This is a genomic window from Lysinibacillus sp. NPDC097231, assembly GCF_044761885.1.
GTDB lineage: Bacteria > Bacillota > Bacilli > Bacillales_A > Planococcaceae > Lysinibacillus.
Genome location: NZ_JBIWDH010000036.1, coordinates 1 through 22,916, shown reverse-complemented (window position 1 = coordinate 22,916; position 22,916 = coordinate 1). Strand labels below are relative to the sequence as shown.

Sequence of the window (22,916 nt, the reverse complement as noted above, 5' to 3'; positions counted from 1 at the left end):
GCCCAGTCTCCACTCCAATCAACTAATATAAATGGCAAACGTTTTAACAAATACCATCCACAACTTTTGGCGATGAGCCGTTATTATCCATTTACTTCAAAACTCATCCTTGCACTTTGAGCAGTGGAGAGTTTTTGTTAAAAGACGTCAAATATGTCCAAAGACTATCTCCGCTATTTTCTAATAGTTGTAATGCTACAAAATTAGTCCAGTAAGAGGTACTTACTCCTTCATCCCGCCAAGCCCAAAGTCTGCGTGTAAATTGATGCAAACTATGTTCGTGTGTTGTACCAATGGCTGCGTGTACTTGATGTGAGATTGTTGTAACTGTTTGAATGGCTTCTTCAAAACGAATACGGGCATAAGCAATCTCGCTATTTTCATTGTTCATAAGAAGGGCTTCGGTTACATTATTAAATGCTGCTAATGCGATAGCCGTTTCACCTGCTAAATGAACGATATGTTGCTGAACAAGCTGGAAGCGATGAATTGGGCGACCGAATTGCTCACGCTCCTTCGTATATTGAACAGTCAAATCATTAATTTTATCGATAGCACCGGTCATCAAAGCTAATTGAAAGGCTGTGCAGAGTGTTGATATGGCATGTATCTTGTCAGGAGTTAACACAGCAGATATTTGTGAAACTGTCGCATGGTGAAATGTCACCGTATCACGCGGCTCACTTGCTAAATTTGTGCCGTGTCTTAATTCAGCCTGGCTTAAATCTATTTCTACAAGATGTATACCTTCCGTACTCTTAGCAAATGTCACGAGGTGTTTTGTGTGACGTGCCCAAGGAATTTGAATTACCTCACCCGTTAATGTCCCGTTTTCTAGCGTATAGGCTTGGTTTGTAGATACCATATACGTCGCTAAATCATCGGTAACCTGTAAGTTCGTATATTCCAGTAAATAATTCGCAAATGTTGTTTCGGTAAATGGAATCGGTGCAGCGTATTTACCCGTTAAACGAACGATATTCAGTAGATCTTCAATATCGCCACCTGCACCTCCATTTTCTTCGGTAATAGCTACAGCAGTCATACCGTTTTCTTTAAACAAGTCCCATAATGCTGGTGCCCAATTACCTTGTTCTACAGTATCGACTGAATCTTTATCGACATTTTCTTTTAACATGCGTTCGACAACATCAACAATCATGTCTTTCATTTCACTCATTGTGCTATAACTCCTTTCGCTACAACGCCATATAGTACTTCTGAAGTTCCACCTCTGATCGTAAAGCCAGGCGCATGTAAAATGGACTGAGCCATAAAGCGATCGATTTTACGATGTGCATCAAGTGTTGGATAAGTTTGTATGATTAGGCGTGTGATTTCAGGGATACTTTGCTCGAATTTCGTCCCAAGTGCCTTTACAAGTGCTGCTGGAATAGATACGTCTTCACTATTGCCCGATTCTAAAAGCTGGGCGACGCCGATAGATAAGTTTCGTAGACTCCAAAGGCGAGCTACAATTTTTGATGCTTGCATTAATCCTTGTGAATTGTTTTGGCGCTTCAGCTCTTGAATAAGTTCATCAATTAATGGGAATGTACTCAATATTCGCTCTGGGCCACTGCGTTCAAAGGCAAGCTCTGCTAAGCCTTGAGCCCAACCGTCACCGATTTTTCCGACAACCATATTGTCCGGTATAAAAACGTTATCAAAGAACACCTCGTTGTAATGATGCTCACCTGTTAAAAATTTAATGGGAACAATGGTTACACCTTCTGCTCGTAAATCGATGATAAGCTGACTTAATCCTGCATGTTTATTCTTTCCATCAAAAGGACTTGTACGCACTAAGGTCACCATATAATGGCAAAGATGTGCGTTGCTCGTCCATATTTTTTGACCATTCACGATCCAGCCACCATCTACCTTTTCAGCACGTGTACTGACCGAAGCTAAGTCCGAACCACTATTGGGTTCACTTAAACCTATGCCGAAGTAGCATTCACCTTTCGCGATTTGTGGTAAGAAAAATTCGCGCTGCTCTTCTGTTCCATAACGTAAAAGAAGTGGTCCTGTTTGGCGGTCGGCAAACCAATGTGCTGCAACAGGAGCGCCAATAGCTAAAAACTCTTCAGTTAAAATGTATCGATCAATAGTACTTCGCTCTTGGCCACCATATTTTTTAGGCCAAGTTAAGCCAATCCAGCCTTGGTGTCCAATTAATTTAGAGAATTCAGGATCGTCTCCACTTAACCAAGAGTCACATTTCGACGTAAAGGTCCCTTTTGCTAATTCATCCTGTAGAAACGTTCGAACTTCTAAGCGAAATAGTTCCTGCTCCTTTGTAAATTGTACCGTTGGTAAATGAAACATTACATCATTCCTCCTTTTTACCGTAATGTGGTAATTATTATTTTATATGTGTATTTTAGGACTTCTTATGAATGTAGTCAATTCATTTTTTGAATTATTAGAATTTTTTTCGGCAAGAAAGAGGTGAGGCTATAAAAAATAATATTTTAATCAAAAAATGGTAAATTGCAGAATAAACATGTTACTATGTAGAAAATTCTGTTATGGAGGTATGGGCATGCAAATGGCTATTAAAACTTCCCAAAAGGTAATGCAAGTTTTATCAACAAAGCTTGTCCAGCATTTAGAAATACTGCAATACTCAACAAATGAGCTAGAGCGGTACATCAATGACAAAGCCAATGAAAACCCTCTGCTAGTTGTCACCGACCCAACAGTAAAAAGTCAATATGAAGAAATTTTGCAATTAGCAAGCTGTTCCGTTAAGAGTTTTTCTTCGCAATATTATGAACCACAACGTAATTCATTCAGTTCCATTGAGATGAAGCTCGCTGCAAAAGAAAGCTATGAGCAGTTTTTATTAGAACAGGTACCTATGCATAAAAATCTTTCTTCTGTGGATTTAAAAATCTTAACGTTTTTAATTCAATCCTTAGACGACCGTTTATTCTTAGATGTTGATATAGAATTGGTCGCAGATAAATTTAAAACAAGTGATTTGCATGTAGAGGCACTTTTGGATTTACTTCAAACCTTTGAGCCAGTAGGGGTAGGGGCACGTGATACAAAAGAGTATTTACTTATTCAAGTAGACAAGGATGATCTTGCACCCAAATGGACCTACCAATTTATCAAAGATGATTTAGAATTAGTAGCTGCACAGGCAATTAAACAATTAAGTAAAAAGTACAAAACATCTATTCATGAAGTGAAAAAAACGGTTCACTATATAAAAAGTTTAAAACCCGTGATGTCAGAAGATAAAATGGAAACGATTCCTTATGTCATTCCTGAAATTGAAGTAGAGAAGTTGGAAGAAGAATGGTTGATTAAATTAAATCGTGGATATCTACCAACCGTTACAATTGATAAACATTACGTCGAAATATTAAAAAATGATCCAAACTGTAAAACATATTTCCAAGACACCATGAAAGATGCTCTTTTATTAATACAAGGGATCGAGCAACGTGATAAAACACTTTACGAATTAGCTAGATTGCTAGTGAAGTTGCAAGAGGAATTTTTCTATAAAGGGCTAGAGGCCATAAAGCCTATGCGTTTAAAAGATGTAGCTGACATTTTAGGTTTACATGTGTCAACGATTAGTCGAGCTGTTCGTGGAAAATATATAAAAACCTCTCATGGTGTATATGCATTACAAACGTTGTTTACAAAAGGAGTGATGAATACTTCAGGAAAAATGGATTCTATTTCGTATATTAAAAAGCAACTTAAGCAATTGATTGAAGGTGAAGATAAACAAAAACCTTTAACAGATCAACAGATTACAAAACTATTAAGTGCTGAAGGTATACAAATTTCCAGACGGACGGTAGCGAAGTATAGGGAAGAAATGAATATTACGAGCTCATTCAATCGAGCGTATGGATAGATGATGTGATTGAACTGACAATGATGAATTTTTGCATCAAAAGTTTAAAAACGCATATGAAGCTCTTCATGGTTTTTCTAAATTTAAATGACAATAACATAGAGGGCTGGATAATTAATTTTCGAAATTTCCGATAATTGAATAAAGTTGGCATCCGATTTGCTTATTAAACAGTAGACATTGAATTAGAAGGAAGGGACTAGTAAATGTCTACATAAAACACTAAAGGGGTGCTTTAATGGGAGCTTTGCAAAAATCACTGAAAACACGGCATATTACAATGATTTCCATCGGAGGGGTAATTGGTACAGGGCTATTCGTCGGTACAGGGAAAAATATTTTAAGCACTGGTCCAGCTGCGGTAGTTTCCTATACGATTGCATGCTTACTCATTGTTCTAATCATGCAAATGGTTGGTGAAATGGCGGCGGGAGAAATTGTTTTGGGAGAAAAGTCGGGTGGTTCGGCAGAGTTAGGTTCATTTGCTTCGTACGCAGGAAAGTATATTGGTCCATGGGCAGGTTTTACAGTTGGCTGGCTATATTGGGCAAGCTGGGTATTTATTGTGGGGTTAGAAGCAGCACTCATTGGAGGAATGTTGCATAACTGGTTCCCGTTTATACCGATTTGGGTTGGTAGTATCGGTATAACATTGCTGATGACAATTATCAATGTTTATTCTGTAAAATCATTTGGGGAATTCGAATATTGGCTTTCCTTTGTTAAAGTTTCCGCTATTATCGTATTTTTAGTAGTTGGTGTAGCTATGATTTTAGGAATTTGGCCAAACTATGAAGCGAAGGGGTTAGGGATTCTAACAGAATTCGGTGGATTTGCACCAAATGGTGTTGTTCCGATTTTCACGGCAATTGTATTTGTCATTTTCTCCATTTGCGGTGCTGAGGTAGCGGCTATTGCAGCAGCAGAGTCTGAAAATCCAGCGAAAAATATAGTTCGTGCCATTCGCAATGTTGTATTTCGATTAGGTTTATTTTTTGTAGGCTCTGTAGCTATTATGGTTTTAATTATACCTTGGAATGATTCAAAAATGCTGTCAGCACCTTACGCAAATATTTTAACGATGGCAGGGCTTCCTATTGCTGCTCAAATTATTCAAATCGTCATTTTTATTTCATTGATCTCAGTTTTAAATTCCGCACTCTATACAAGCTCACGTATGTTACTTGAGATGTCACGTCAAGGAGATGCACCTAAATTATTCTCACAAATTAAAAACCGTCGAGGTGCACCTGTACCTGCAATTATCGGTAGCACATTGGTAGCTTATATTTGTGCGATGTTATATTTCATCTCACCTGAGGTTATCTTCTATTTTTTAGGTAATTGTGTTGGAGGATTGATGATTGCTGTTTATATTTTTATTGCTATTTCACAAATTCGTTTCCGACGTTACTATGTCAAGGTTTCGGATGAGCCTTTATCAATTAAAACGTGGTTATTCCCATATCTATCGTATGTCACAATTGGTGTTTTAACAGTTGTTTATTTATGCCAAGCGCTCATTGAATCATTACGCTCTCAATTCTATTTAAGTACAATAGTATTAATGGGCTCAGTTTTGTTGTTTATGATTATGCGAAAGCTGTCAACAAGATCAGCTGAAGAAATAGAGGAAAAGTTAGCCTCAGAATAGAATAATAGGGTGATAGGAATGTCCGGTTCTGGATGCTCCCAACCGTTGAGATTTTAGTTAGCATACAAAAAATTCGCAACCATTCTGCTAAATAGCAAGCCAAGTGATAAAGCGAAGGGCTTTAGCATCTTTAGGCTTGCTGATTACCCGTAGAACGTGAGCGGATTTTTTTGTATGAACAAATTACATCTTCAAGTTCGAGAGGAAGTGGTCTATATGTCGATAACTGAACTTCATAAAGATGAACATTTTTTTCTTGTTAAAAACGATGAAGTGATTGTAAAAAGTGATATCCAAATAGAACTTCTTGAAAAAATATTAAAAAAATATAGTAAAGGAACACAAACATTTGATGCAGAGGGCTGCTTTATTCATGTATTAGAGACTTCACAAGGGAGCTTATTTCATATTAGACCATTAACGCTGTTTAGCCATATTGATTTTATGAATCCGCTATCCAACAAAGTACTAAATTCCATATCAGATGGCATTACAATATGTGATCGCGATGGCAAAATACTATTTCAAAATGATATTGATATTGAAATTGTCGGCATTGATTTAATGGGCAGGTATGCAAAAGATGTAATAGCTGAAGGATTAATGAGTGATTCCATATCAATGAAAGTGATTGAGTCAAAAGAAAAAGTAACAATATTGCAAACGTTCATTAATGGAAAATGTTTTTTAGTTTCGGGCAAGCCAATATTTGATGAATATGGTGCATTACAATACGTAGTAGCCATTACACGTGATATGACTCAGTTAAAACTGTTAGAAACAGAAGTGAAAAAGTTAGAGGTTCAAAACGAAAATTTTAAAAATAAGCTACAAGCCTTACATAATAAAGAAGCGACAACAAGTAGTTTAATTGCTGTGTCTCCTGCAATGATGCAAGTCGTAAATCGTGTAATGCGAGTTGCTGAGGTAGATTCTACTGTATTAATTGGTGGTGAATCGGGCGTCGGTAAAGAAGAAATTACAAAGCTAATCCATGCAAATAGCAGACGTAGCCATAAGCAAATACTAACGATTAACTGTAGTGCAATTCCTGAAAATCTATTAGAGTCCGAGCTTTTTGGCTATGAGGCAGGAGCATTTACGGGAGCATCTAGAGGTGGGAAGGCCGGGTTATTTGAAATTGCATCAGGAGGTACAGTATTTTTAGATGAAATTGGAGAGATGCCGTTGCTACTACAGGCAAAATTATTACGTGTGCTCCAAGAGTCAGAGGTTCAGCGTATTGGTAGTGGCAAGCCAATTCCAATTGATGTGCGCATTATTGCAGCGACGAATCGCAATTTAGCAGAAATGGTACGGCAAGGTAGTTTTCGTGAGGATTTATATTATCGTTTAAATATTATCCCGATTGAAATTCCACCTTTAAGACAGCGCCGTCAAGACATTGTTCCATTAGTTAACCATTTTTTAGCGCTAATTGGAGAGAAATACGGTATTCACCGAACGATTGAGTCAACTGCTATGAAAATATTGGCGTCTTACGATTGGCCAGGAAATATACGTCAGCTCAAAAATATGGTGGAGCGTATTTGCTTATTAGCTACACAGCCAGAAATAACAGCGTATACTGTACAACAAGAATTAGATAGTAATCCAACGAATATACGTGAAATTGAACATCTCGAGCAAGTGCCAAATTTACAGGAAGCAGCTGTTACGACAATGTTTAGTGGCACATTAAAGGAGCAAGTAGCTGCGTTTGAAAAGCAAATTATTAAGCAAGCGTTGTCTGAATATCCAAGTATAAGGCAAGCAGCCAAATCACTTGGCTGTGATCAGTCAACATTAGTACGTAAAATACAAAAGTTCCAATTAACACGCCATATGTCATATAAGGATTAATGATGTGTTTTTGCATCAAATTTTCGTTTATGCATAGCGATTGGTAATAATGCAAAGATTGTTTGTGGCCTAATGCAAAGAAAATGATGAAATGCATCAAAAATGTTCATTAATTTAAGTAAGTAGTGAAGAGGGGCATTTTCAAACAAGAGAATGCTCCTTTTTGTAGCGCATGAAAATAATAAATTTTTTTTGGAAGAAAGTTTTGTAAACAGTTGGCATGAGAGTTGCTATTAAAAAGGTGTATGAAATTTTAAACGAAAAGAGGCTGATATTTATGGCAATTCAATTAAAGGAAGAGCTAAAAACATTAGATCAAAAGCACTTTTTACACCCAACATCTTCAATTGAGCAACAGCAAACACAAGGTCCAGCTGCCATTTTTACTGAAGGAAATGGCATTTATTTAAAAGATGTAGAAGGGAATATCTACATTGATGGGATGTCTTCATTATGGAATGTAAATGTTGGGCATGGTCGTCAAGAAATTGCAGATGTCGCAAAGGAGCAAATGTCTACATTAGCATTTAGCTCATGCTTTGCTACATTTAGCAATGAACCAGCAATTCGTTTAGCGGCGAAAATTGCATCTTTAACTCCAGGAGATTTAAACACTGTATTTTTCACTTCTGGTGGCTCAGAGTCGAACGATACAGCGATTAAATTAGCACGTCATTATTGGCTTCTAAAAGGACAGCCAGAACGTCAAAAAATTATTTCACGCACACAGTCCTACCACGGTGTAGCGATGGGTGCTACAAATGCAACAGGTTTACAGGCATTTCGTGATTTTACTAATTCGCATGCTCCAGATTTCCACTATGTATACAATCAATCAATACGTCATTTACGCGAAACTATTGAAGCTCTAGGTCCTGATACTGTAGCAGCATTTATTTCTGAGCCAGTACAGGGGGCAGGTGGGGTCATTATTCCACAAAAGGATTACTTTAAAGAAGTACGAAAAATTTGTGATGAGTACGGTATTTTATTGATCGCGGATGAAGTTATTACGGGATTTGGCCGTACAGGTAAACTTTTTGGGATGGAACATTACGATGTAGTGCCAGATATGATGAGCTTCGCAAAAGGCGTATCAAGCGGTTATGCTCAACTTGGTGGTGTGGTGATATCAGAAAAACTTCATCAAGATTATTGTGAGCTTTCCAAAGGCACATTAATGCACGGGTACACTTACAGCGGTCATGCACTCGCTTGTCAAGTTGGCTTGAAAAATATTGAAATTATTGAGAATGAGAATCTTGTAGAAAATGCAGCAATCATGGGAGAAGCCATGTTAGAAGGATTCCAAGCACTGCAAGAAAAATATAGCTTTATTGGACGCGTGCGTACAATTGGATTACTTGGAGCGATTGAATTAGTAAAAAGCCGTGAGACAGGTGAATTGTTCGAGTCACCCCTTAGTCCAACTTTTGTACAGGAAACGATGAAACGAGGGTTAATCCTTCGAACAGTTACGTATGATCAAGATACAGTTGTTTTTGCCCCGCCTCTCATTCTATCAAAAGTAGAATTGGACGAAATGCTACGTATATTAGACGAAACATTTGAGCATGTACGTAAAACTATCGTTGAAAAAGAAATTTAAGCAAATATAGTGAAACGCATTTGGAACATAGGTGATTGAAAAAAGGAGGGGTTTTATGACAACCATTGTTAGAGAAATACGTGAACAATTTAATCCAGCGAGACCAACCCAATGTATTGGTACAGTGGAGCTTTTGACACAAGACGAAACGAAAGCAGTTGTAACTACAGCTCACGATGCATTTGATAGTTGGAAAAATACATCGTCTGTAGCACGTGGAGAAATTTTACGCGTGACAGCGGATTTACTTGAGAAAAATATAGATAAAGTAGCTGAAATAGCTTCATGTGAAATGGGTAAAACGAAAAATGAAATGCTAGGGGAAGTAAAACGAGGAGCTTCCATTTTGCGTTATTTTGCCCAAGAGGGGATGCGTGCTACAGGTGAGGTGTTACCCTCTGCCAATGAAGAAAAAATTTTATATACAATGCGTGTACCACTTGGAGTAGTCGCAGCAATAACCCCTTGGAATTTCCCTGTTGCCATTCCACTATGGAAAATTGCCCCGGCTTTAGTGTATGGCAATACAGTTGTCTGGAAGCCGTCTATTGAAACAGCTTTAACTGGAAAGTTAATAGGGGAATTATTTCAACAGGCAGGCTTACCAGAAAACGTGTTACATGTTGTGCAAGGCCGTGGTTCAAAGGTGGGTCAGGTTTTATTGGAGGCACCTGAAGTAAAGGCGATTACATTTACAGGTTCAAATAGTGTCGGGCAAAGTATTTTAGAAACTGCTGGAGCTACTCATAAAAAAATTCAACTGGAGCTTGGAGGCAAAAATGCAGCTATCATTTTAGCTGATGCTAATATCAAGCAAGCGGCAAAACTAACCTTAGAGGGTGCTATGAAACAAACTGGACAGCGTTGTACAGCAACTAGTCGAGTGTACATCGAGGAAGCGGTTTATGAAAAGGTGCTGGAGCAGTTAATTGAAGAAGTAAAAAAAATCGAAGTAGGAGTAACGATGGGACCTGTTTCCTCCAAGGGGCAGTATGATTCTATTTTAGCCGCCATTGAAAATGCAAAACTAGCTGGAGCTGAGCTTGTGTTTGGCGGTGGTGCAACTCAAGGAATACAAGAGGGATATTATATCGATCCTACTATTTTTACGAATGTAACACATGACATGGCGATTGCTCGTAAAGAGATTTTTGGGCCAGTTCTAGCCGTCATAAAGGTAAAAGATTATGAAGAAGCAATTCGACTATCGAATGATTCTGATTTTGGATTGAGCGCTTCTATTTATACAAATAACCTACAAAAGGCATTTGACTTTATTAACCGTAGTGAAGTTGGACTTGTACAGGTAAACGATGAAACTGGAGGAGCTGAGCCTCAAGCACCGTTCGGAGGAATGAAAAACTCGAGTACAGGTGCACGGGAGCAGGGGCAAGCAGCGAAAGAGTTTTTTACAACATTCAAAACGGTTACGATTGGCACCAAAAGTGAATAAAAATCTAAAGAATAATTGAATAATTATCAAAACAATACATGCCTCGGTGTAATGACCTCGGATTTTTCTCAAAACGACTTGTAATCATTTGAAAAAAATCTGGGGAATTCCCTTGAGGCTTGATTTAATACAAAGCCTATTTATGATTAAAATGCGTAATTCGTTCAAACCAATTAAACGAAGGAAGGTATAACTATGGCACAAAGTCGTTTAGCAATTGATGTTGGCGGTACGTTTACGGATGTATTTGTTTTTAATGAAGAGACAGGAGAAGTATTTGTGACAAAAACATCTTCAACACCTTCGAATCCAGAGCAGGGAATTTTAAATGGGGTTGAAAAAGCGGAATTAAACGGAGAGGAAATTAAAATTTTTTCTCATGGCACAACGGTTGGAACAAATGCCTTAATTGAGAGAAAGCTTCCGAAAACTGCTCTTATTACAACAAAAGGCTTTAGGGATGTCATCGAAATACGTCGTGGGACGAAGGAAGATATTTGGGATACGTATAAGGATACGGCTAGGCCCTATATTCAGCGCCGAGATCGATTTGAAGTTATAGAACGAATAGATTATGAGGGAAAGATTCTTCAAGCTATTGATGAAGAGGAGATTCGTTTATTAGCAAAAAAATTAAAACGTCGAGGAACGGAATCCATTGCAGTGTGTTTTCTCAATGCCTATGTGAACGGGGAAAATGAGGCGAAAGTCAAAAAAATTTTAAAAGAAGAATTACCGAATGTGTATGTTTGTATTTCAAGTGAGGTGCTTCCGGAAATTTTTGAGCATGAGCGTATGAGTACAACCATTATCAATGCCGTACTTGGTCCAATTATGAGTAAATACATTGGTAAGTTAAGCAATGAAATGCAGAAAAAGGGCTATAACGATGAAATATTAGTTTTACATTCTGGTGGTGGGGTCATGACTTCAAGTACCGTTCCTCGCTATGCTGCTAGATTGGCAAGTTCTGGGATCGCTGCTGGAGCTATTGCAAGTAAGCATATCGCAAAGTTGTGCGGATTTGACAACGCAATTGGCTTAGATATGGGTGGTACAAGTACTGATATTTCACTGATGTATAAGGGAGATATACGAATTACAAAGGATTGGTCTATAGAATATGGCTATCCAATTGGTTTTCCGAGCATTGAAATATTAACAATAGGTGCAGGTGGAGGTAGTCTCGCATGGAAAGATGAAGGAGGTTCTTTACGGAATGGACCACAAAGTGCAGGGGCAGTTCCAGGTCCAGCATGCTATGGTCGAGGCGGTGTTGAACCAACTAATTCAGATGCAAATTTAGTGTTAGGGCGTCTTGGTGTAGATTTGCTTGATGGTACGATGCAGTTAAACAAAGAGGCAGCAAGAGATGCTGTGAAAAAAATCGCAAACGCTTTCAATCAATCAGTGGAGGAAGCGGCTAATTCAATTATTGCAGTTGCAAATGCCAATATGAGTGATGCAGTACGATTAATATCCGTTCGGAGGGGCTATGATCCGCGCGATTTCGCACTTGTAGCTTTTGGTGGTGCCGGCCCATTACATGGTGCATATTTGGCAAAGGATTTAAACATCCCGAAAGTCATTATTCCTACACATCCTGGTGTAGCAGCAGCAATGGGGTGTCTACTTGTAGATGTTCGTCATGATATCTCTAAAACATACGTAAAAAAGCTGAATGAGGTAACTGCTGAAGAACTGACAAAACAATTTAAAGAATTACGTATGGAAGCAAAAACGTTATTAGAAGAGGAAGGAATATCTGATAATACATCGTCATTAACGAACTATATAGATCTTCGTTATAAGGGACAGTGGCGGTCTCTTGCCGTCCTTGTACCAGAACAAATAACTTCTCTAGATCCAATACTAGAAGCATTCCATAAAGAACATGAACGAGAATTTGCATTTTCCGATAACAACCAAAGCGTTGAAATATTTGGGCTACGAGTAACAGCTATAGGAACAGTACCAAAGCCTAATTTCCCTCAATATGTTCCTGAAGGCTCTTTAGAAGATGCTTTCAAGGAAACACGTCCTGTTTATTTTGAAGGTAAATATATTGAAACAAACGTATATAATCGCGATAAAATACCTGTTCATACGCAATTTGCTGGTCCAGCTATTATTGATCAACTTGACACAACGACCGTTATTCCACCTGGGTTTACGGCGGAAGTAGATGTATATAAAAATATCATTATTACGGTGAACTAAAACACGATAAGGGGGAATTGGGTGATGACTACAACGAAATTAGAAACAAATCATAAGGTCCAAAATTTAGACCCAGTAACATTTGAAGTGTTAAAAAACGGCTTTGTCAATTTAGTAGATCAAATGGCTGAGCAAATGCTGCGTACATGCTATTCGTTTGTTATTTATAATAGAGATTTTAGTTGTGCATTATGTGATGCGCAAGGAAATACGGTGATGCAAGGAACGCAAGATATTTCAGTACATGTCGGGACATTACATTTAACTGCAAAAGCTGTATTAGAAGATTTCGCTGATGATATTCATCCTGGTGATGTATTTTTAGTTAATGACCCTTATCGTGGTGGTACACATTTTAGTGATGTACGTGTGATTTTACCGGTATTTCATGAAGGCAAACTAATTGCACTTATGCAAACGAATGGACATTGGGCAGATGTCGGTGGTTCTAACCCAGGTTCTTTTGATATTACTGCAAAAGAACATTATGGAGAAGGATTACGTATTCCACCTGTGCGGATTTATAGTAAAGGGCAATATTTAACCGACGTTGTAAAGATTATTGTCATGAATATGCGCCTTCCAGAAGAACGTATCGGGGATTTACGGTCTCAAGTGGAAGCGGCGAAAGTTGGAGAAAAGCAGCTGACGGAAATGATTGAAAAGTACGGTATTAATACGGTGCTAGTAGCTTTTGAAGAAGTTCAAAATTACGTCGAACGATTAATGAAAGTGAAAATAAAAGCTTTACCTAAAGGACAATGGGAAACGGTGGACTACATCGATATGGATCCTGAATTAGGAGATGGTCTTATTCCCATCCATGTGAAAATGACTATTACAGAGGAAGAAATAGCTTATGATTTAAGTAATTCTCATCCATATATTAGCTGCTTTTTAAATGCTGGATTTGGCTCAGCACTTTCTGGTACTTATGCGGGAACTAAAACATTCTTCCCAGACATCCCACTAAATTCAGGATTCTATCGGGTTGTGAAAATTTATCTTCCTGAGAACTCTGTAGTCAATGCTCCTAGCCCAGTTGCTGTCTCAGGATATTGTTCAGGAGCCTTTGAAAAAATAATGAACGCCTGCTTTGAATTATGGTCAACGATCATGCCTGAACGTGCTATCGCATGCTCCTTTAATTTAGAATATTTATTAATTGGTGGCTATGATCAGCGCAGAGATAGTAGTGAATACTTTATGTGGTATGACTGGATGGCGGGCGGCCATGGTGGACGTATTGACCGTGATGGTGCTAATACCACATCACCTGTATTCGGGGTAGGGTTGAGTGTACAGCCCTGTGAGGGGCAAGAGCGTTTGTCACCAGTTGTGACAACAAAGCATGAAATTATGATAGATTCTGCAGGACCAGGTAAATACCGTGGTGGTTGTGGCGTTGAAAAGGGAGGCGTATTAACGGATATAAACCAAACTGTGATGTCCTATTGCTGTGACCGTTCACGTTCTATTACATGGGGCATAATGGGCGGTTTACCTTCTATTGCCCAAGGAGCTATTTTAAATCCAAATAAAGAGAGTGAAGAATTTTTAGGTACAATTTTCTCTAATATTAAATTGGAGAAAGGAGATTCCTTTACACGTCCGTCTGCAGGTGGCGGTGGTCTAGGTGACCCATTAGAAAGAGATGTAAATGCTGTTTTAGAGGACGTTATAGATGAATATGTTTCGATTGAGCGTGCAAAACTTGATTACGGTGTAGTCATCCATGAAATTGACCGTGATATAGATGCCTTCGAAATTGATGTTACGGCCACATTAAAAGAACGTGATTATATTCGCAAAAATCGGCATAGATGGTTAGAGACAGATCCTATAGAAGTTGAACAGATGTACAACAATGGAGAAATTAATCAAATGGATGTTGTCCGTAGATATGGTGTCATTATGGATTACAAAACGGATAAAGCATTGCCAATCTCAACACAACAATACCGAGAGGCGATGAAGAAACGTTCTTTGGCCTACTGGTAAAACCTTAATAAACATGATCAAGGAAGACTTAATTAAAAAGTCCTCTTTGATCGTGTTTTTAAATTCATGGTGTCATTGTGCATGAAATCGACTAACCTTAAAGAGTGATAAATCCTGCTTACTTTTTCCGTTTAGCACTAAATCCGCTAGTACTTCACCAACGGCACTACTAAATTTAAAGCCATGACCTGAAAAACCCGCTGCAATAACTATATTTTGATGCTTAGGTAAAAAGTCAATAATGAAATCTTCGTCTGGTGTCATTGAATATTTGCAAGTTTTGCCGTATTTTAATGCTCCATGCTGTGGCATAAATCGCTGAATGAAATTTTGTAAATCAACTGCATCGTGTTCAGCAAAAGGACGTAGAGGGGCGTTTGGATTGATCGCTTCGCCGCCATCATGTCGACCAAGCTTCAGTCCCGCCCCATCAATACTCGGAAATCCATAGTACGAGGAATCTGCAAATTCAAAACAATAGGCAGGAAAAATATCTTCACCATAAAGTTGCTCATCAGCTTCAAACCATGCAAAGGTTTTTCGAGTTGGTGTAACAGGGATGGTGATGTCCAGTGTTTGTAGTAACTCAGTTGCCCAAGCACCAGCTGTCACAATTAATTGTTTAGCTTCATAGACATTTTTTGCTGTTTGGACACGTACAACGCTCCCAGCTTTGATGGATTGTACTTTTTCATTAGTATGTAATGTGGCTCCTGCCTCCAGCGCTAATTTTCTATAGGCACGAATGCAGGCTTCTACTCGAAGAACACCAGCAGTAGGCTCAAAGCAAGCAACATAATGATCAGGTAAGGATAATCCAGGCCATTTTTCCTTGGCTTCAGCTGCTGAATACTGTTCTAATGCTAAATCATAAAGCTTAGCACTAGCTTTCACATTTTGAATAAATGAATGGTTTTCTTCACCGACATTCATTACACCTGTTTGTAAAAATAAAGTTTCATCCGTCAGCGTTTCAAGTTCTTTCCATAATTCACCTGCTCTTTTGACGAAAGGTACATAGCTAGCACCTTCACCATAAGCAAAACGAATAATTCTTGTTTCCCCATGATGACTTCCTTCTTCATGTGGTGGATCAAAGGCATCAAGCATCAATACGTTTTTTCCTGATTTCGCTAAATAATAGCCCGCTGCTATTCCCATCGATCCCGCACCAATGACAATCACGTCGTATATCATTTTAATCCCTACTTTTTTGCTTTAGTATAGCAGACTTATAGTATATAAGATAGAAATTTCAGAAAATAGTGTAAGAAAAAAATGCACAATCTCTTATTGGAATAGGAGATTGTGCATTTGAGTATAGTTATTTTACTCTGGGTAATGATTTATTCAACAATATATATACTATAGCAGCTGTTTCTATTGAGATCCGATAATTTTTAAACTCTTGTTGGCAATAAATATAAGGAATCTTTAGAAAGTAAGTTAAGATTACCAGTACTGTGATTACTATACTTTATTTACAGCATTTAAAATAAATTCAATTGCTGTGTTTGTTCAATAAATCGTTTTGCTACAAAATCAACCGCCCACTCAGAGATTGGTGTGGCAACCGCTTTCGCGAGTAAAACTGGCACGGCATTACCAATTTGTTTGTATTGTTTATCGAGGCGATTGTTAGCAGAAACATTCATATTTCTACCGTCGCTAAATGTATACCAATCAGGAAATGTTTGAATACGGGCGATTTCAAGGACGGACAAACGACGATGTTGCTCCTCACCATCTGGGAAAATCCACATATCCTTACCGACCTTCTCCATCGGCAAACCACTAGGATGTAGAGGAGCCTGTCTACCAGACGCCTGAATCGTAAAACTCTGTTCATTCCAATTTTTTTTACGATTACGTGACATGTAAATGCTGGAGTAAGAGCCTGTAAAATAAGGTCCTGGATTTGCCTCTAAATCACCTATTGTCTGCTGTAACGTCGCAAATGGTAGTAACCCTTCACCATGAGTAGCCTTTGGAAAATGATATTTAAAGTCAAGTCCTTTTTTGACACCGACAATAAATACACGTTCACGGAGCTGAGGCACACCATAATCACGAGCATTCAATAGTTTGTATTGCACATCATATCCACTAGCCGCAAAATCCTCAGTAATTTGTTTAATGACCTCACCTTTTCCGAGTGTCATCATCCCCTTTACATTTTCAGCAACAAAAATATCCGGTTGTGCCTGTGTAATGCAGCGAATAAAGTGAATATATAAAAAGTTTCGCTCATCATCTACTAATCGTGGACCAGCTTCACTGAAGCCGGGGCAAGGGAAACCACCAATAACTAGATCTGCCTTCGGAAAATTACGCACCTTTCGAATATCAATACCGTGCTGAAAAACGGACTTCGGAAAATTTGCTCGATATGACTCATTCGCTTCTATAAATAAATCATTTGTATAAATTGTATGAAAAATACTTTGCCCACGTAAGGCGTCATAAGCTTCTTTCGAATAAAATGCCTCTAGTGCCAATTCTTCTCCGATAACCGCCGCGAGACCTGCCAGTTCAAAGCCAAGGTCCAATCCTCCAGAGCCAGAGAATAAGCTAATGGTGTTGATTTTGTCCGGTGCATAATGAATAGAAGTCAAATAATCTGAGTCAATGTTTGCATGCAACACTTTGCTATTTTCTTCGATTATTTTTTCATGCAGCACACGCTTCACATCATCAATACTATAGTTGGAAGCGGGTTTAAACTTCCCTCTCCCTTTTTGTTCTACCTTGATGCTCATCATTATTCCCTCCTAAATTGCTTGTATTATTATATCAAATCGTGTAATAAAAGGCCAGCAAGATGTTTTCGAAATATAAAATAGGTTAGAATGGAAATAAGAGGTGATAAGAGATGGCAAAGTCGAGTGAGGACGGGAAAGCACATGTTTTAACAGTTTACGCATCTTTACTGAATAATATAAGCTACCCAACAGCTAATTATATTAAACAGCTTTATCCGAATATCAAATCTATTGTGAATAAATATCAAACAAATCAGCCTGATCAGCATCCAGATTTACTTCTCATATTGCAAAATGAGGATGAAGTCAAAATCAATCTTTTCTCTATAGGAGGAAAATCATCTATTCAGCCGAAAAATTTAGGTGCGAAAAGCTTTTTAACTAAATATTTCAATAGTGAAGCTTTGCAAAAAATGTTTAATGTTGATTTTGAACATGAACTTAAAGCATTTTATCGTGAAATCGTAAGTCGAAAAGAGCAAATAAACGAATATGATACGACTACAATATTAAGAAGTAAGGTGAAGGGGTATTTCCCAAAATTCACGAATGAAATCAATCCACTACGTCGTGCATTTTTAGCACAAATAAGAGATAATGCATTTTATTTACTGACTGAAGCCTACAATGCGAAGAAGGGGTTACTAGAAGAAACATTTCGAATACTAATGATGACAGACAGTATAAATATTGTATCTAGACACAACAAAGAAGGCATTTATAAGGTAGAGCAATGGCAAACCCAAATCGATTTTACTAAGTCATTATTTATTTATAAAAAAGGTAATGATACAGTGGGATTACGAATTGGTGAACATGCGTTAACGCTACGCTTTAAATTTGAAAGTAGACCGTTTACTTCTATTAAAATCGCAACAAGTTTTGAATACTTCCCAGAGGATGCAAAAGTGTTGAATGAAAATTTACAAAGCATTGAAGCGTTTGAGAAAAAGATTGAGCAACATGTACAGACATGTACGAAAAATAGTAGTAATGCGATTGGAAAATGTAACGAAGCAATCGTCTATTACCAATTATTAAAAACAAATCCATCGCTTCAACAAGTGGAGGAATCAGCTTACCAAGGAATGATGACTTCTTACAGTTCGATTGTTGCTCATGATGTATTACTACAAATTGTAGAATCGTCAGTTATTACTAGGGAAAAAATAGAGGAGTATTTTGCGAATAAGTATGGTGAATACCAGCTTCAAAGTATTCAGCTAGTTCCAGAAAGCTATATAAAGGACAGACTTGATACAACAGATTTAAAAATAATATTAATAGCGAACGGGCAATATATCGAAGAAGGTTTATCACTAAAAGCCATTGCAACCAAAAACGTTAAAATAACAGTAAAAAATCCTGGCGCTGGACAAATTTTAGGACCGCTATATTTCAATATCGGCTCATTAGTTCCGCTGTTGGATGAATTAAAACAGCAATTCGATTTTGGAAAAAAGAACCATCGTGAATGCTTGGAAGAGATATCAGCTGAATTTGGGCAAGCAGTAGGAAATGCTGAATTGAGCAAGCTACAAATAGGTTTAGTTGCCATACTAGGTAATGCAACAAAAGTTGTTACAATGTACAAACAAAACGATTGCCGCATTTTAGAATACAGCAAAACCATAGATAATATCAAAATTTATCAGCAAACACCATCTACTATCCAAACGACCTTTATTTGTAATGATGGGGAACTGAAATTAACCTTAAGGGCGAAATATAGTGCTGGACAGAGTAAGGGCTGGTCTTCGGTGAAATTTGTTGGGGAGATGGGGATTTAATCTATTTATATAGTAGATAAATAATTGAAGAAATTAAGGATAAATTGATGATTGATGTAACATTAATAGCATATAAGTTTACTATATTCAAAGAGACAACAATCGAAAAAGGTGCGGGATGTAAAGATAATATATGTTCTCAGGCGTATTGATTAGGGAAAGCGAAGGGCTACTCGACTCCCGCTAGAAAAAGCGAGACTGATGAGGTCCTGCACGAAGCAAAATAACTTTACACCCGCCTGCAGGAAAGTGAGTAGTCCCTAATCAATAAAAATAGGTAAAAGTAGTTAATTGAAGTGAAGTATCTGCTAAGTTCTATTCCTATCAAACAATCGAATTCCTTTTTGCGAGGAATCGGTTTTTAAGCTGAAAGTTGATTGGAATCTTAAAATAACCTCATTTGTTCAGACAAAGTTTTATCAATTGATTTGTTTTCCAACAATCTATACCCCAACGAACGATAACTTTTTAATCTTTTTTCAAACATAACTTTGAACATTTGCACCTGACAATCTACATAATCATAGACCTTCACTTTTGATTTAGAATCATGCTGACGATGTAGCCTCCCAACATATTGTTGCAATGTACCTTTCCATGAAAAAGGCATAACTAAAAATAAGGAATCTAATCGAGCATAATCAAAACCTTCTCCTATATATTTCCCTGTTGCAATAATCAGTCTTTCTTCATTCTCAACAAGCACATCTAAGATTTTAAGATTTTCTTTTTCTTCTTTTTTACTTAATCTCCCTGTTAAAATGATAACGTTCTTTACAAACCCTTTAAATTTAGATTCTAAATAAATGGCATGCTCAACTCTTTCGGTTAAAATAATGGGTGCTGAACCGTTTTCTAATTCTCTTAAAACATCTTCAAAAATCATTTGATTTCGGCTTTCATCTTTTGTAAGTTCTGAATATATTTTTTGGATGTCCTTTTCATCGCTCTTAAACTTTGTGTAACGGGGGATCAATATTTGTTCAAAAGAGCTGATTTTCGATTGATCTTTGGCATTTACTTTATAACGTACAGGTCCTAACTGCATCGTCATAATTGGGTGTAATCCATCTTTTCGTATAGGGGTAGCAGTTAATCCAAGAATATACTTGGCATTCACCTTTTTAAGCACTTGCTCAAAGCTGAACGCTGCAATGTGATGGCATTCATCGACGATAATCTGACCATATTTTGTAACCAGTTCTTTTACTTCACCTTTGTGATTTAGACTTTGTATGGTTGCAATATCGATGATGCCTGTTTGCTTATTTTTGCCACCGCCAATTCGACCAATTTGTTTTTCTTCAAGATTCTGAAATGTGGATAAACTTTTTTTCCATTGATCGATTAATTGATTTCGATGAACAATAATTAAGGTATTTGTCTGTCTTTTTGCAATTAACGCCGCAGCTATTACAGTTTTTCCAAATCCAGTAGTAGCAGATAAAATACCAATTGGATTTTCTAATAATTTTGTTACTGCTTGTTCTTGTTCCGTTCTTAAATTACCTTCAAATTTTAATGATATTTTGTTTCCTGAATTTGTACCATCTACAAAATCATAATCTATAGAGACTTCTTTTAATAGGTTTAGTATGTCATCTTTGCAACCACGTGGCAGTATTAAATACTCCTCTGTATGATCGTAACAAGTAATGTTTCTTGGTATATTATGAGTCGATAATCGTTTTGCTTGTGTTTTATAAAACTCAGGATTTTTGAAAGTTCCGAGTTGCATAAGCTTGTGAATGAGGGAAGAAGAGAGACCTTTTTTTGGGATATATAAACCGTTCTTTTCAATAACTGTGACGTAAGTTGAAAGCTGAAATTTGTCCTCATTCGTTAATGGTTGTATATCTTTTGCATACATGGAAGAATCATTGTTTAGATGATATGTTTTTATAATTTCGTTAATATCCTCTATCTTCATTTTTCTTATTTGATGCAAAAAGTGCCATTGATCTGGATAAGGAATAAAATGTTCATCGACAAAAACACTATTTCCGTTCTTCCTTGGACCATTCTGTAAAGGCAGTGCAATTAAATTCCCAAAACCCCCCTTTGGTAGTGTATCTTGATTTGGAAATAAACGGTCATATGAATCCATGCCCACTTCATAACATTTTGAAAGTGTTTTTGATAATAAAACATTTCCAAGGTTACGGGCTAAGAAAGCTGGGACGGCTTGATTGAAAAAAATCCACACGTGGCATCCGTTCCCTGAACGAGAGCGCTCAATACTTGCTGGGACATCTAATTCCTTGCAGGTTTCAATAAATGATTGAACGTCTCTTGACCAGTTTTTCTTATCAAAATCAACGGCTAAAAACCAGCTCGTTTCATCTTGTAGAAGGGGATAGAGCCCAATAGTTTTTCTGCCAGAAAGATGGTCATAAATATCTTGATCTGTTAAAGGTAATAATTTTCGATTCTGACAATTTGAACACTTTATTGTTGGTTTCTGACATAAAGTTGTATGCCATTCATTTTCACACGCGGGCATATAGCCAGACTTCCCATTTTTAGCCTCCCATCTTACTGCATATATATCTGTCCTCCCTTTGAAAAGATTCTGATATATTTTCATTCTTTCTTGTATCTTTTGCTCTTTAGTAATAGCAACTTCTTTTGTTTTTTGAAAATAGGGGGTCGTATCAGGGCTGATATTATGGTATTTCAGTAGTTCTTTTAATGTTTGATTTTCTAACCTCAGGCGTTCGCACTCTTTTAATACTAGCTGAAGTTGTTCCTCAAGGATTTCCACTTTAACCACACAACTTCCATCTATAGTTTTTAGCAACTTTTCATGTGTACTTCATTAAAAAAATATCAGTAGTATTGTAATGAAATATTTCAGTATTAAAAATACCCAAAATGTTCAATGATATATCTTCATTCAGTAGAAGACTCCAACATGGACAAGATTACATAAATTTTATTTGGATAATGGTTTTCACCTTTCACATGATTTTGTTAAATGATTAATCGCACTAATTACAATAACGTCATATATCAGTATAATCCCTATTGTTTAGTTATAGTATAACAAGGGTCAGAAATTTCTGGAAATAATTTGAGCAAGAAAAAGCACAATCTCTTATAGGAATAGGAGATTGTGTATTTAAAAACTATTTCGCACTCGATAATAATTTATTTAACAATATTGCTACTACAGCAGCTGTTGCTATTGGAGACCCGAATAAGTATTAAACTGTTGTCGTAATGAGTATAAGGAATCATCAGGAAGTAATCTTAGGGCCGATGTTAAAATAACCGGTACTGCCGATTGCATACGCTTTTTTACGGTTCATCACCAAAAGTCGGGGATGACAAAATCAATGCCCTGTTTCCAATTGTAAGCGAAGGAACAGGTGGATCTCATTTCGATAGCCAAATCCACGTCTTTTGATGAGTTTAATTTTATTATTTGTGCCTTCCATAATGCCGTTTGAAAAGGGAGAGACAATCGTTTCAATCATTTCTTTTTCTCGAGCAATTACAGTTTTGGCGATTTTTGCGACGACACCACAAGTGTGAAATTGATAGCGTTTTAACCAGGCTTTTAACCGGCTTTTGGCTTGTCTGCATGTCGTCGCTTTTAACACGTAACGCATGTGATTCAGTGCTTGATAAATGTGCTTTGTGTGGAGATCTTCCTGCTGCCATTCCTTCACAAAA

Annotated in this window: 14 protein-coding genes; 8 read left to right on the top strand and 6 right to left on the bottom strand. The window is 37.3% G+C overall.

Translation table 11 applies throughout. The features are described 5' to 3' along the window. Window positions 1-103: 103 nt before the first annotated feature. Together ACIQXF_RS18510 and ACIQXF_RS18505 are read right to left on the bottom strand one after the other, a co-directional pair. Window positions 104-1,180, bottom strand: coding sequence for an acyl-CoA dehydrogenase family protein (locus ACIQXF_RS18510; protein WP_402785781.1), 1,077 nt, complete (start codon window positions 1,178-1,180; stop codon window positions 104-106). Beyond that, complete coding sequence (locus ACIQXF_RS18505) at window positions 1,177-2,331, bottom strand: acyl-CoA dehydrogenase family protein (protein WP_402785778.1); 1,155 nt, start codon at window positions 2,329-2,331, stop codon at window positions 1,177-1,179. The genes ACIQXF_RS18510 and ACIQXF_RS18505 overlap by 4 nt, the downstream gene beginning before the upstream one ends. A 217-nt stretch (window positions 2,332-2,548) precedes the next feature. On the opposite strand from ACIQXF_RS18505, the gene rpoN reads away from it, so the two are divergent. From rpoN to ACIQXF_RS18470, 7 genes are all read left to right on the top strand, one after another. Further along, on the top strand, window positions 2,549-3,886 hold the full coding sequence (rpoN, locus tag ACIQXF_RS18500) for an RNA polymerase factor sigma-54 (RefSeq protein WP_402785775.1): 1,338 nt from the start codon (window positions 2,549-2,551) through the stop codon (window positions 3,884-3,886). Window positions 3,887-4,124: 238 nt separating this feature from the next. Continuing rightward, window positions 4,125-5,540 (top strand): amino acid permease, encoded by a 1,416-nt coding sequence (locus ACIQXF_RS18495; protein WP_402785772.1) that lies wholly within the window; start codon window positions 4,125-4,127, stop codon window positions 5,538-5,540. Window positions 5,541-5,714: 174 nt separating this feature from the next. Continuing rightward, window positions 5,715-7,403 (top strand): sigma-54 interaction domain-containing protein, encoded by a 1,689-nt coding sequence (locus ACIQXF_RS18490; protein WP_402785769.1) that lies wholly within the window; start codon window positions 5,715-5,717, stop codon window positions 7,401-7,403. Window positions 7,404-7,680: 277 nt separating this feature from the next. Further along, on the top strand, window positions 7,681-9,012 hold the full coding sequence (locus ACIQXF_RS18485) for an aminotransferase family protein (protein WP_402785766.1): 1,332 nt from the start codon (window positions 7,681-7,683) through the stop codon (window positions 9,010-9,012). A gap of 55 nt (window positions 9,013-9,067) precedes the next feature. After that, window positions 9,068-10,465, top strand: a complete 1,398-nt coding sequence (locus ACIQXF_RS18480) for an aldehyde dehydrogenase family protein (RefSeq protein WP_402785763.1) — start codon at window positions 9,068-9,070, stop codon at window positions 10,463-10,465. Between the two features lie 195 nt (window positions 10,466-10,660). Continuing rightward, window positions 10,661-12,685, top strand: a complete 2,025-nt coding sequence (locus ACIQXF_RS18475; RefSeq protein ID WP_402785760.1) for a hydantoinase/oxoprolinase family protein — start codon at window positions 10,661-10,663, stop codon at window positions 12,683-12,685. Window positions 12,686-12,709: 24 nt separating this feature from the next. After that, window positions 12,710-14,686 carry a hydantoinase B/oxoprolinase family protein gene (locus ACIQXF_RS18470; RefSeq protein ID WP_402785757.1) on the top strand — a complete coding sequence of 659 codons (1,977 nt, stop codon included), beginning with the start codon at window positions 12,710-12,712 and terminating at the stop codon, window positions 14,684-14,686. A 72-nt stretch (window positions 14,687-14,758) separates the two neighbouring features. Here ACIQXF_RS18470 and solA read toward each other — a convergent pair whose 3' ends face one another. Continuing rightward, the gene (gene solA, locus ACIQXF_RS18465; protein ID WP_402785754.1) at window positions 14,759-15,883 is read right to left on the bottom strand and encodes an N-methyl-L-tryptophan oxidase; all 1,125 of its coding nucleotides are present in this window, start codon (window positions 15,881-15,883) and stop codon (window positions 14,759-14,761) included. A 293-nt stretch (window positions 15,884-16,176) separates the two neighbouring features. Further along, the gene (locus ACIQXF_RS18460; protein WP_402785751.1) at window positions 16,177-17,448 is read right to left on the bottom strand and encodes a DNA cytosine methyltransferase; all 1,272 of its coding nucleotides are present in this window, start codon (window positions 17,446-17,448) and stop codon (window positions 16,177-16,179) included. 110 nt (window positions 17,449-17,558) lie between these two features. On the opposite strand from ACIQXF_RS18460, the gene ACIQXF_RS18455 reads away from it, so the two are divergent. Then, a complete protein-coding gene (locus ACIQXF_RS18455) occupies window positions 17,559-19,238 on the top strand; it encodes a hypothetical protein (protein ID WP_402785748.1) in 1,680 nt (559 codons plus the stop codon). A 385-nt stretch (window positions 19,239-19,623) separates the two neighbouring features. On the opposite strand, the gene ACIQXF_RS18450 is transcribed toward ACIQXF_RS18455, so the two are convergent. Together ACIQXF_RS18450 and ACIQXF_RS18445 are read right to left on the bottom strand one after the other, a co-directional pair. Next, window positions 19,624-22,038, bottom strand: coding sequence for a TOTE conflict system archaeo-eukaryotic primase domain-containing protein (locus tag ACIQXF_RS18450; RefSeq protein WP_402785745.1), 2,415 nt, complete (start codon window positions 22,036-22,038; stop codon window positions 19,624-19,626). Between the two features lie 535 nt (window positions 22,039-22,573). Beyond that, window positions 22,574-22,916 (bottom strand): transposase (locus ACIQXF_RS18445; RefSeq protein WP_402785742.1); only part of this gene is annotated, 343 nt, incomplete at its 5' end.

Excerpts from the sequence above, each read along its gene's own strand:
- solA (WP_402785754.1), bottom strand. The coding sequence starts at position 15,883 with ATGATATACGACGTGATTGTCATTGGTGCGGGATCGATGGGAATAGCA.
- ACIQXF_RS18480 (WP_402785763.1), top strand. The coding sequence starts at position 9,068 with ATGACAACCATTGTTAGAGAAATACGTGAACAATTTAATCCAGCGAGA.
- ACIQXF_RS18470 (WP_402785757.1), top strand. The coding sequence starts at position 12,710 with ATGACTACAACGAAATTAGAAACAAATCATAAGGTCCAAAATTTAGAC.
- ACIQXF_RS18495 (WP_402785772.1), top strand. The coding sequence starts at position 4,125 with ATGGGAGCTTTGCAAAAATCACTGAAAACACGGCATATTACAATGATT.
- ACIQXF_RS18485 (WP_402785766.1), top strand. The coding sequence starts at position 7,681 with ATGGCAATTCAATTAAAGGAAGAGCTAAAAACATTAGATCAAAAGCAC.
- ACIQXF_RS18505 (WP_402785778.1), bottom strand. The coding sequence starts at position 2,331 with ATGTTTCATTTACCAACGGTACAATTTACAAAGGAGCAGGAACTATTT.
- ACIQXF_RS18475 (WP_402785760.1), top strand. The coding sequence starts at position 10,661 with ATGGCACAAAGTCGTTTAGCAATTGATGTTGGCGGTACGTTTACGGAT.
- rpoN (WP_402785775.1), top strand. The coding sequence starts at position 2,549 with ATGCAAATGGCTATTAAAACTTCCCAAAAGGTAATGCAAGTTTTATCA.
- ACIQXF_RS18510 (WP_402785781.1), bottom strand. The coding sequence starts at position 1,180 with ATGAGTGAAATGAAAGACATGATTGTTGATGTTGTCGAACGCATGTTA.
- ACIQXF_RS18455 (WP_402785748.1), top strand. The coding sequence starts at position 17,559 with ATGGCAAAGTCGAGTGAGGACGGGAAAGCACATGTTTTAACAGTTTAC.
- ACIQXF_RS18460 (WP_402785751.1), bottom strand. The coding sequence starts at position 17,448 with ATGATGAGCATCAAGGTAGAACAAAAAGGGAGAGGGAAGTTTAAACCC.
- ACIQXF_RS18490 (WP_402785769.1), top strand. The coding sequence starts at position 5,715 with ATGAACAAATTACATCTTCAAGTTCGAGAGGAAGTGGTCTATATGTCG.